The following is a 10,560-nucleotide window of genomic DNA, read 5'->3' as shown; positions in this document are numbered from 1 at the left end:
CGGATATGCGGATGCTACGTCCGGGGGTTCAAGGGCCGGTTGATCCGAAAACCCTCCGACGGAACACAACCAGGAAAACCAACACCGAGGCATACCTCATGGCCAATGGGCAACTACCGTTATCGGATGGGGTGACGTCTAAAATGATCACCCCGCCAGCAGACGGGAAATCATCGTTTGATGGCGCATTGCGGCAATCCCATGCTAGCCCACTAGGAAACCCCTACGGATTTAACGACAAAGGCCTACCTCATGCTCTAATTAATCGCAATGACCAACCAGACTTAAAAATCAGACCAGACGGAAGCCTAGTTTTCAACACCCCAGACGGTGGGTATGAGAAAATCCTTCCCCGTCCTACACATGGATCAACCCTGCAACCATATCAAAGCTATCAACGGTGGGATCCGGCAACGAATACCACCACACAGCAGATTACCTATTCCAACGGGATGGTAATCGAAAATACATACAAGGGTAAAGATACATGGATAGCACCCCCAGGAACACCAGTCCGAGGGATTAACGCTATCCAACCTCAAACACCACTCGCAGCAACCTGGTACTCACCAATCAACGACACTCTCAACGTTCAAGAAACACCACTGAGCCCAGTCGCGTCCTACCAACTTTCCCCAACACCAGAGATCCCACAAAATAGCATTGATGCCAAAACCGCATGGACAATTGCTTCGACTACAGCAACAGGATACGGCGGCTTTGCAACGGGGGTGGAAACAGTCAAGTATATTGATGATCTTTACGCACCCGAACCCAGTGGGTTACTTCGTGTTGAAAATATCGACGATTTAGCAGAAGCTTCCAAATATCTTAAGAAAATAGGGTTCGTTGGTGACGGGATAAACGTGTTCGTTGGAGGGGTTGAGACAGCCGAATCAGGAAGTGCTGTACCAGTTTCTGAAGCTACTGGCTCTGCCTTGGGTGGGGCTTTTGGCGGGATGATTGCTGGCGCATTGGTTGGCTTTGCGGGCGGTGGCCCGATTCCGTCAGCTATTGGTGGTGCTCTGGGAGCGATTGCAGCATCCGAACCCGGAAAAATTGGTGGACGTGAAATTGGTGAACGAATCGATGAAAATTTTTAAATCAAGTAATCTTTGCTAATACGACGTTGGCGAACTGTGGAATTTCTAGGGATTTCGTTTCTAATAGCCAAACTAGGAAGATTGAAAATAAAGTGGAAAAACAATGACTGATCGGACTTTTATTCTAATTATCATGGCATGCAGTTTAATTCCGTCGCTTGTTTATGCCCATTTTTTCGAAGAAGGAAGAAAAGAAAAGCTCAAAGACAATCCTGCTGGAGGGTGGTATTTTATTTTTGAGTTCACAACAAGCCTCTTGCTCGGCGTGCTTCCATCGGTGCTGGTTAATATATTTTTATTTCCGGATTTTTGGCTGGAGCGGGATAGGATTCCATTGGCGATTGCATTAACTTTTGCTATAGTTGCTACCTTGCTTGTTGTGGGTTGGGTTCGATTCGGTGGTTTTACGCTCCCATTGCGATTCAATTCTTTCGTTCCTTTTATCCGGGAGAATCTGGGTAAAAAACCGTATCCGGAAACTGGCGAAAATAGAAGTAAAAAAGTGCGGTTAAGTCCGCTTTTTATGGGGTGTGGAATCTCGCTTCTAAGTGCGTTGGCCATAATAATTGGACTGCTATTAATCTGGGCAGATTTGTGAGCGGAATGGGTAATTCGGGGAACTTATCAAGGACGTGGAGTTGTGTCTTGGCGATGTCGTGAGTAGAACCCTGGGAGTTACTGGTAATGCCTTGAGCTGCTATCCGTGCTAGTCTTCGCTGTACATCTGCTTATCCGATGGTAAATTACCTGCAAAGTAGCCTGAAAGAAAAACGAACAGAAGTGGGGTCACCTTTTGGCACATCGGGGATACAGCTGGGACAGAAAGTTTGGCGAATTTGGCTCCTATACGCAGTATGAAAGGTTCAATTCTCAGGTAACCGGCCGGTCCGGGTGGGCGGCGTGGCTTGCGTTCGTGGCGGCGTTTCCGGCGAAAGCCGCGGCGGTTTTTCTATGGGGTTTGCTTTCCACCGGGTTTTATCTGGTGTTGCCGTTTAACTTCGAGGCGTTTGAACGCAGCCTGACCGCGGGTGTTCATACGCACAAGACGGCGGCGATTTTTATCGCCTGCTTTATAGGTGCGCTGGGGTTTTCCTGGTTAAAGTCCTATGCCGAATTATCCCTGGTGCAAGGGGTGCGGTTTCTGGCGTTTCGCGTCTTTTTAGACGAGGGGTTAGGCAGCGACACTTCCGAAAACGCCATCGGCCGGTTGAATACGCAGCCGAATCAGATAAGCCAGCTGGCGTATGTGGTGGACTTTGTCTTAAGCATCATCCAATCGGTGGGGTTGGCTATCGTCGCGGTCATCGCCTATAAAAACACCGGGCTGTGGGCAGTCATCGGCATTGGGATTTTCACCTATTTCTCCTTCGTCATGGTGCGCAAAATCGGTGTCGTATTCCACCGCTATATCGACAGCGAAACCGCGCGGGTTGAGCTGATCAATGCGATAGCCACCGACGCCGGGCGGTTGCGCATGGCTAGGCTCACCGACCTTGTTTTCGGGTGGCTGCACCAGAAACGGAAAAACCAAGAACACATCATGAAAGACCGCGCGAAGCTGCAAACCATCAACGCGGTGGTCTTGCAGTCAGCGGTTCCAGTGGTGGTTGCTGCTGCGGTGTTGGTGGCGGTTGTGACCGGCAAAACTTCCGATAGCTATTTGTCGCTTTTGATGATCTCCACCTTGCTGTATTCGGCGATGGGGGAAGTGGTCGCCAATTACCGGGTGATTCGGTTGGCAGTCCCGATGCTAAATGAGTGGGATGAGCGTCGACAAGCAAGCGCGACGGCAACGTCTGGCGATTCGGAGACGCCACTTCCAGCAATCGAAACCAGCTGTGTGATACGTGGGGCCGAAGCGCCCGAACTGCTCGACGCCGCCCGCACCTGGACGGACGTGGTTGTTATCGACAACCCCGACGTTCTCCCGGAATCGTTGGTTAACCAGCTCATCGGTGGTTTTAGCGGTACGCAGCGGGATAACTGGCGTCGGCTGGTAACGGATTTTGGGCTGCCAGCGGATACCGCTACCCAGCTGGGGCAGGGGCGCGCCGCCTCCCTGTCGCTGGGGGAGAAAGCCCGGCTGTGGATAGCGCTCATGGTTACGCTTAACGACGACACCACCTCGGCGGTGTTCTTCTCGGATGGGTTCCTCGCCGTGATGGATAACCACACTCGCATGAGGGTGCTAACTGCGGTGCTGGGAAGTCCCGTTCCGATCGTTTTTATTGGCACAAAGAAACTTTCGGTAGGCGATTGTCCGGTTTTCGAGTACCGCGCAGGTGACATACACCGGGTGGTAACCAGCGGTGCCAACGTTGCACCGGAAACCAGCGAGTACCACCTAACCCCGGATGCACCGCAACCGGTGGAAAACTTTGAACCTTTGACCGACGGCGCTAACACACCGCAGCCACAGCCGAGTCTGCGTTTAGCGCAGAAAGTATTCGCCGCCTGTTTCGGACGCGGCGGCACCACCGCCTTGCTGCTGGTCGGGGCGCTTAGCGCACTTCTTTCCGTCGGGCTGCCGCTGGTGTTAGAAACAGCCGCCGCGACGATTTCACCCACCAGTATCGGATTACTCGTTCTGGTCATAGCGGCCTGCCTGGTCATCCCGGTGGTCACCGGCCTGGTGCAATTCCGGCTGCCGATTACAAACTTTTCCCGTCTACATGTCAAGGCCGCACAAGCAACGGTCAACCATTCCACCCCGGCGCGGCGCGGGGAATACATGGGCCGGTTTGGCGACGATTTCTCCACCATGCAGATGACAATTCCAGGGGCGTTGGTCAGCATGATTACCGCAGTCGCCTCGGTGGCGGTGTTGTGTGCCATTGTGGCTGGCCAAAGCCTGCTGCTTGTGGTGATTATCCTTCCCATTGTCGTGGTGGGCGGCTGGTTGTATCGGCGCGGCAGTGCGCGGTTAACCCACGCCTCGCAGCTGCAAGCAACCGGGCGGGATACGTTCCTGAGCGAGTGCGCCGCGCTTATTACGAGCCGCCAATTGCCCAGCACCACCTTGGTTCAACACGCCAGGGTTCAGGTGTTTGAGCAGGTGCGGGCGGTTTTTCAGTCCAGTACAAAGAACGCCATTGCTGCGCAGCTTGCCCGGGAGCGGGATTTAAGCCTGCTCAGTGCCGCTATTTTATGCATCGGTGTCGCCTCGGTGGTGTTCTTTCCGGCGGATAACGTGATTAGTGGGGCGGTTGTGGCCTACTTGTTCTATAGCTTTGCCACCCAGGTGCCTACCGTTATCAGTGCGCTGCAAGATTTCGATCTTGCGCTGATAACGGCGGGGCGGGTGTTGAACCTGACAGAGTTTGCGCCACCGCACCATCAATTCGCCACGGAACACACGCGCCTATCCGCGCAGCGTATCGAAGAAACAGTACGCCTCAAAGATGAAACCGGTGGCGTTGTGGAAATATCCGGGCGAAGCGGGGCGGGGAAGTCAACCGCCCTAGTACTCTATGGTGCAACCTGCGACCCGGCACCGGTGATCGTGCCCGACGACTTGGCGGTGCTGCAATTCGCGCCAAAAGATGAAACGACAGATTCACCCGCATGGCTTCACGGCGACCTCCACACCCGTAAGGCGCGGCAACAGGCGCTCGCGGACTATGCCGAAACCCAAGTAGCCACAAGCGTTGTTGTCCTCGATGAAACCCTCTCCGAACTGCCACAACACGCACAACGTGCAGCGATGCAGCGGCTTCACGCAGCCGCCAACCGCCACAACGCCGTGGTTATCGTGGTGCTGCACACCGCCAAAGAGTCGGAGGATCTGCACGATTTTATTGATGAACAGCTGGTTTTGGAGTAGCGGCTCTATGTGGGAACGTGCGCTAGCTCCCAATCAACATCAGGCTTTCTTTAGCGTCCTGGTGATTTACGGCGCGAAGACACAGCATGAGTTCGTCGGCGCCGGTGTCGGCTGCGAATTTTTGCAGGTAATCGCGTACTTCCTGTGGGTTTCCAACCGCAGTGTAGCGCAGCATGTCCATTAGCGGTTGCACCATCCCGGAGCTGATAATTGCGTCGATCTGGGCGTCGTCAAGCTGTGCGGCGGCTGGGTTCATAATCCGTATCCACTGGCGCACAACCTGCTGGTGGCGATGACGTGCCGTTTCCGAATCGGGCGCGGCGATGACATTGACGGTGGCGATGACGTATGGATCAGGGGTGCTTGTCGACGACACAAAGTGCTCCCGGTAGTGCGCAATCGCGTGGTGCAGCGCAGCCGGGGCGAAGTGCGAGGCGAAACCAAACGGCAAGCCCAGCCGGGCGGCGACGCCTGCGCCGTAGAGCGACGAACCCAGAATGTATATCGGCACGTTGGTTCCCGCGCCGGGAAACGCCTGGATACCGGGGATGGGGGAGGTATCGGATAGAAACGCCCGCAATTGCGTGACGTCTGATTCGAAGTTCCCTGCTGCCTCAGGGGGCCGACGTAGTGCCTGGGCGAGGGTTTTCCCGTCGGTTCCCGGTGCCCGGCCCACACCGAGGTCAATGCGCGACGGATACAGCCCAGCCAAGGTGCCGAATTGTTCGGCGACCATATAGGGCACGTGGTTGGGCAGCATCACCCCGCCGGAGCCGACCCGAATGGTGCTGGTGTGTGCGGCAACGTGGGCGATGATAATAGCCGGTGCAGCCGACGCGATTGCCGGGAAATTGTGGTGTTCGGCGTACCAGACCCGCTTAAACCCGAAGCGCTCCGCAAGTTGCGCTAGTTCAATACTTCCGGCAAGGCTCTCACCGGGGCTTTGCGTTTGGTAGGTGGGAACCAGGTCGAGGAGGGACAAGCTGGGGGTAGACATGCGCTCAAGTGTACTGGCAGATTGTGTGCCGGTTGGTGTGCGTCGACAAGCACAAAGTGCTAGTCGGGCTGCCCGGCCATGCACTGTGCAGTCGCTTGGCCCTTGTTGTTTTCGGCCAACGGCGCTTAGGCCAGCGGCGCTTCCCGAACCAGTGCCGCCGCGGCAGTGCTGCGCTTGCGGGCGTCGGCGGGGTTAATGAGGTCGATGATGATGCCGATGACCATGGCGATTGCCACCGGAATGACCCAGCCTAATTGGATGGTGGCACCGGGCGACCATGCGACTGCTTGCGGGGCGACGGTGGTCAGCATGGACCATATAACAGCAACCCACACCGGCACCCGGAAGCCCCAGTACATGGAGTACTTGCGTGTGGCGGCGTCGATAAGCGTGGCGGCGACCACGGTAATCGCGATGGGGTAGAGGAAGACGATGATGGGAATCGCGATGCTAAACACCGCATCCAAACCGAGGCTGGCGATGGAAAACGACACCAAAACGAAAACCAGCAGCCACAACTGGTAGGAGACTTTAGGGACCAGGTAGTTGAAAAACTCGCTGGTGGCGGCAAGCAAGCCCACCGAGGTGGTCAGGCACGCCAGCAAGACGATGCCGCCGAAGACGATCTGCCCGGTGGTGCCCAAGGTGGACAGCGACGCGGCCGACAGGAGTGCCGCGCCGTCGGAGAATGATTGGCCGTCCGGGATGCGGCTGCCCATGACACCTAAGCCGACGTAGATGACCGCCAGCAGGAAACCCGCGATGAGTGCCGCGATGGCGGTTGCTTTTACAACGGGGAAGCGGGAAGTATCGGAATTCGGCGTGGGGTTGTGCCCCCGGATCGCGGAGATCACCAGGATGCCAAATGCCAAGCTGGCGATGGAATCCATGGTTAAATAGCCTTCTAGCAGTCCAGATACCAGTGGGGTTTCGACGTATTGTTCTGTGGGTGGTTGGGTTGCGCCATGCAGCTTAAACAGTGACATGACCACCAAAACGCACAGCAGGATCAGCAGGCTTGGGGTCAGGATTTTACCCAGTCGGGACACCAAATCGGTTGGGTTGCGCGCTAACCAATACGAGACGCCGAAGAAAAACAAGTTAAAAACTGCCGATGCAGCGGTCGAATCGACCCCGGTGACCGGCGCGATCGCGGTGGAGAAACTAACCGCACCGGTGCGGGGGATACCAAAAAACGCGCCGATGGACAGATACACAGCAACAGAGAATGCGACGTTGAAAATCGCGCCGCCACGTGCAGCCAATGAACGCACACTTTGGCCCGACAACGCGATAGCGATGATCGTAATGACCGGAAGAGCAACCCCACCGATGAGGAAACCGATCATTGCGGGCAAGAAATTCTCACCCGATTGCGCCCCGAGCTGCGGCGGGAAAATCAGGTTGCCCGCGCCAAAAAACATGGAGAACAACATCAATGCGATGGGCACCAATGTCACGATCCGAATGCCCCCGGTCGTGCTTTTCGACGCCCCCGCGGTGGCATTCGGGTGCGGGTTTCCGGCAGTACTCATGTGGCTCTCCAAAAGTTTTCGATCAAGTAGGCGCAGTATGCAGCATGACAAATAATATTTGGTACTTTAATTGGGCGTTCGCCAAACACGAAAACCAGCCACTGGTATTAACCAGTGGCAGAAAGCCCCGCCACAGCCTGTGCAATGCGGTCGACCGCCTGCTCCAAAATCTCGCGTGACGTGGCGAAATTCACCCGAACACAGCCGTCGCCGATCTCGCCGAACCAATTGCCGTCGTTGACCGCCACCTTGGCATGTGTGAGCAAAAACTCTGCTTTATTGCCCGGGATATTCGTATCCGACAAATCCAACCACATCAGATACGTCGCCGCAGGCGTAACAATCTTCACCCCAGGGATCACTTCCGGCAATACCGAGATCAGATAGTCCCGATTGGCCTTCAGATAATCGACTTCTTCGCGCAGAAAGTCCCGGCCATGACGATACGCAGCTTCGGCCGCCACCAAACCGATGGTGGACACTCCATCCTTTGTTACCCCATCAATCCCGTCCCAGCGGCGCACATCGGATTCATTGCTGAAAATAATCTGGGCGCATTTCAACCCAGCGGTATTCCACGCCTTTGAGGTGGCGGTCACCGTGATGCACACCTGGGCGGCAGTGTCATCAATCCCGGCGGCAACCACGTGGGTTCCGTCGTAGACGAGCGGGGCATGAATTTCGTCGACAAGCACCCGGGCGGAATGCTTCGCCGCAGCCGCACACACCGCCTTCAGCTCAGCCTCGCTAAAAACAAAGCCCAGCGGATTAAACGGATTACACAGCACCAAGGACCCCGCACCGGCGGCGAAAGCAGCTTCAATCGCGGCGATGTCCAGCCCACCAGTGAAATCGACGAAAATTCCCTCCCGGCCCGTGGCTTGAAGCAATTGGAAAAACGGGGGATACGCCGGGATCGGAATAATCACCGGCGAACCCGGGGTAGTGAAATGATCGACCGCGATGGTCAACCCCCGCACCACATCCGGCACCGCCACCACCCACTCCGGGCGCGCCGGGAAACCATACACATCCTGGTAAAACTCCGCCGTGGCGGCCAACACCCCCGGATTATCCGGCGGGTAACCAAATGACTCCCGCGCTACCGCGTCCGTAATCGCCTCACGCACCGCCGGGCAGGTGCAAAAATCACTCTCCGCCACCCACAACGGAATAACGTCCTTCGGATACCTGGTCCATTTCATCGTGTGGCGGGCAACAAGTTGGTCATAATCAGGAAAAAGCATGCCCACCATGCTAATTGGTGGGCTACCGGACTTTAAGGTTATATTCACACTTTTTGCCGGGCTTCGTATGGGTTTTCAAGTGGGATTCGGGTTTCGTTTCACGTATATTAACTACAAGTTAAACTTTACTATCGACGGTAACTTAGGACGCAGACCACCAGAAGTTCTTGTCGTCGCCGTCAGCAATATTCGTGGCGTTGGCCGAAAGGGTAAAAATGAAACGAAACGTAGCAACCATGATTGTGTGCATCGGCATGGCTGCTGGGCTCGTCGCCTGTTCGGACGACCCGGCGTTAGACCCCAACACTCCCATCGGTGCTGGCTCGAACGCTACGGAAACAAAAACCTTTGAACCCAAAGAAGCCAGCCCGGTTACGGTAACCAACCTCAAAGAGCCGCAAACCGACCCCGGCCTCAACATCGAAGTCACGCTTCAGGCCACCGGTGCCAACACTGAGGGCGCGGGCTCCGTCGTCTATCTCCTGGTGAAAAACCTCAACGACGTTCCACTCCCGCCTGACGTGCTCACCGTCTCTCTCAAGGGCGCAAGCCCCGTCACCGCCGGTACGGTCGGGCTTGACCTGCCGCTGGGCGCTGGTGCTACTACGAACCTGCAGTTCGCCTTCGATGCCAGCTACGGTGAGCTTTACGACGCAAAATTCACCATCGGCAACCTCATCTTCCAGGGCAACCTGGCCGGCGTCTAAGCCGATTCGATACCATGACCGACGTTGTAGTCTTATCCGACGATCACGGCAACCCCATCGGCACCGCCGAAAAAGCCACCGTCCACACCGCTAACACCCCACTGCACCTGGCATTTTCCTGCTACGTGCAAAACCCCGACGGCCAATTGCTCATCACCCGCCGCGCCCTTTCCAAACGCACCTGGCCCGGTGTGTGGACCAATTCCGCCTGCGGACACCTAGCCCCCGGTGAAACCGCTGCCGAAGCGGTGACCCGGTGGGTGCCGCATGAACTTGGCATTCCCGCGATCGACGCACCGGAATGCATCCTGCCGGATTTCCGGTACCGCGCCGTCGATTCCAGCGGCGTTGTGGAGTGGGAAATCTGCCCCGTGTTCCGCGCCCAGATTCCAACCGCGGCCATCAATCCCACCCCGGACGAAGTCGACTCCTATCACTGGGTCGAACCAGCCGACCTATTCGCCGCAATTGATGCCACCCCGTTCGCCTTTAGCCCGTGGATGGTGGAGCAACTAGGGCACCAAGAATTGCGGGAAGCACTGGTTTCTTAACCACACGCAAAATAAAGGTTTTTACCGAAAACGAAATTTGACACGCTCCAACCTGGCGAGAAAACTCTAGTAGATTGTTTTTGGTCAGTAAGATCCATTATCTTCTTGTTAACCTCTTTCTTTATTTGCGTGACAAGAGATAACTAGGACAGCAATTCCAGAGATGAAGCCCATAGGAATTGCAAATTCATTTCTAACAGGTCCAAGATACGCAACTATCCATAAAAAGAATATGACAGCAATCCCCCAAAAAGGCATCTTTCTGTTCCAATTGAGAGAATTTAGCAAGTACTGCGCTATCGCTGCGAAAGCAATAAGACCTAATAGGGGTATAGATGCAAGGTAGAATTTTTCAATCGCTACAAAGTACACGAAGATTCCATAAAGAACGGAGACTATGATCCTGCTTGTGATCATTGTTAAACCTCCAAACATAAAACAGAGAAATCCAGCTTATTTGCTGCACTAGAGAATTGTTATCGACGACGAGCGTTAGCACATACTTTTTCTTTAGCGCTATTGCAACCAAACATACCTATTAAAGCAACCACTCCCGCGCAAACAATTCCTCCAATTAAGGTAAGTTCAAGCGCTACA

Annotated in this window: 7 protein-coding genes and 1 pseudogene; 5 read left to right on the top strand and 3 right to left on the bottom strand. The window is 55.3% G+C overall.

Annotation, left to right across the window (positions count from 1 at the left end):
- The 3 genes and pseudogenes from Q4D85_RS08050 to Q4D85_RS08040 form a co-directional block, all read left to right on the top strand.
- Positions 1 to 1,103: pseudogene (locus Q4D85_RS08050) on the top strand (hypothetical protein); the annotation flags it as partial.
- Positions 1,104 to 1,206: 103 nt separating this feature from the next.
- Positions 1,207 to 1,701, top strand: coding sequence for a hypothetical protein (locus Q4D85_RS08045; protein ID WP_303199561.1), 495 nt, complete (start codon positions 1,207 to 1,209; stop codon positions 1,699 to 1,701).
- A gap of 195 nt (positions 1,702 to 1,896) precedes the next feature.
- Positions 1,897 to 4,926 (top strand): hypothetical protein, encoded by a 3,030-nt coding sequence (locus Q4D85_RS08040; protein ID WP_303199559.1) that lies wholly within the window; start codon positions 1,897 to 1,899, stop codon positions 4,924 to 4,926.
- Between the two features lie 22 nt (positions 4,927 to 4,948).
- Here the strand turns inward: Q4D85_RS08040 and Q4D85_RS08035 are convergent, their stop codons facing one another.
- The 3 genes from Q4D85_RS08035 to Q4D85_RS08025 form a co-directional block, all read right to left on the bottom strand.
- Entirely contained in the window at positions 4,949 to 5,923 is a 975-nt protein-coding gene (locus Q4D85_RS08035; protein ID WP_303199556.1) for an LLM class flavin-dependent oxidoreductase, read from the bottom strand.
- A 125-nt stretch (positions 5,924 to 6,048) separates the two neighbouring features.
- On the bottom strand, positions 6,049 to 7,359 hold the full coding sequence (brnQ, locus tag Q4D85_RS08030) for a branched-chain amino acid transport system II carrier protein (protein WP_303199568.1): 1,311 nt from the start codon (positions 7,357 to 7,359) through the stop codon (positions 6,049 to 6,051).
- Positions 7,360 to 7,565: 206 nt separating this feature from the next.
- On the bottom strand, positions 7,566 to 8,705 hold the full coding sequence (locus Q4D85_RS08025; RefSeq protein ID WP_303199555.1) for a MalY/PatB family protein: 1,140 nt from the start codon (positions 8,703 to 8,705) through the stop codon (positions 7,566 to 7,568).
- A 215-nt stretch (positions 8,706 to 8,920) separates the two neighbouring features.
- Between Q4D85_RS08025 and Q4D85_RS08020 the strand changes: the two genes are divergently transcribed.
- Together Q4D85_RS08020 and idi are read left to right on the top strand one after the other, a co-directional pair.
- Positions 8,921 to 9,412 (top strand): hypothetical protein, encoded by a 492-nt coding sequence (locus Q4D85_RS08020; protein ID WP_303199552.1) that lies wholly within the window; start codon positions 8,921 to 8,923, stop codon positions 9,410 to 9,412.
- 14 nt (positions 9,413 to 9,426) lie between these two features.
- Positions 9,427 to 9,963 carry an isopentenyl-diphosphate Delta-isomerase gene (gene idi, locus Q4D85_RS08015; protein WP_303199551.1) on the top strand — a complete coding sequence of 179 codons (537 nt, stop codon included), beginning with the start codon at positions 9,427 to 9,429 and terminating at the stop codon, positions 9,961 to 9,963.
- Positions 9,964 to 10,560: the final 597 nt, after the last annotated feature.

The organism is Corynebacterium sp. (assembly GCF_030532965.1).
Taxonomy (GTDB): domain Bacteria; phylum Actinomycetota; class Actinomycetes; order Mycobacteriales; family Mycobacteriaceae; genus Corynebacterium.
Note: the sequence above shows the minus strand (reverse complement) of the source record. Positions and strands in the feature narration are given on the sequence as shown.

Bases quoted from the DNA above. Each gene is read 5' to 3' on its own strand.
- brnQ (WP_303199568.1), bottom strand. From the start codon at position 7,359: ATGTTGTTCTCCATGTTTTTTGGCGCGGGCAACCTGATTTTCCCGCCG.
- idi (WP_303199551.1), top strand. From the start codon at position 9,427: ATGACCGACGTTGTAGTCTTATCCGACGATCACGGCAACCCCATCGGC.
- Q4D85_RS08035 (WP_303199556.1), bottom strand. From the start codon at position 5,923: ATGTCTACCCCCAGCTTGTCCCTCCTCGACCTGGTTCCCACCTACCAA.
- Q4D85_RS08025 (WP_303199555.1), bottom strand. From the start codon at position 8,705: ATGCTTTTTCCTGATTATGACCAACTTGTTGCCCGCCACACGATGAAA.
- Q4D85_RS08045 (WP_303199561.1), top strand. From the start codon at position 1,207: ATGACTGATCGGACTTTTATTCTAATTATCATGGCATGCAGTTTAATT.
- Q4D85_RS08020 (WP_303199552.1), top strand. From the start codon at position 8,921: ATGAAACGAAACGTAGCAACCATGATTGTGTGCATCGGCATGGCTGCT.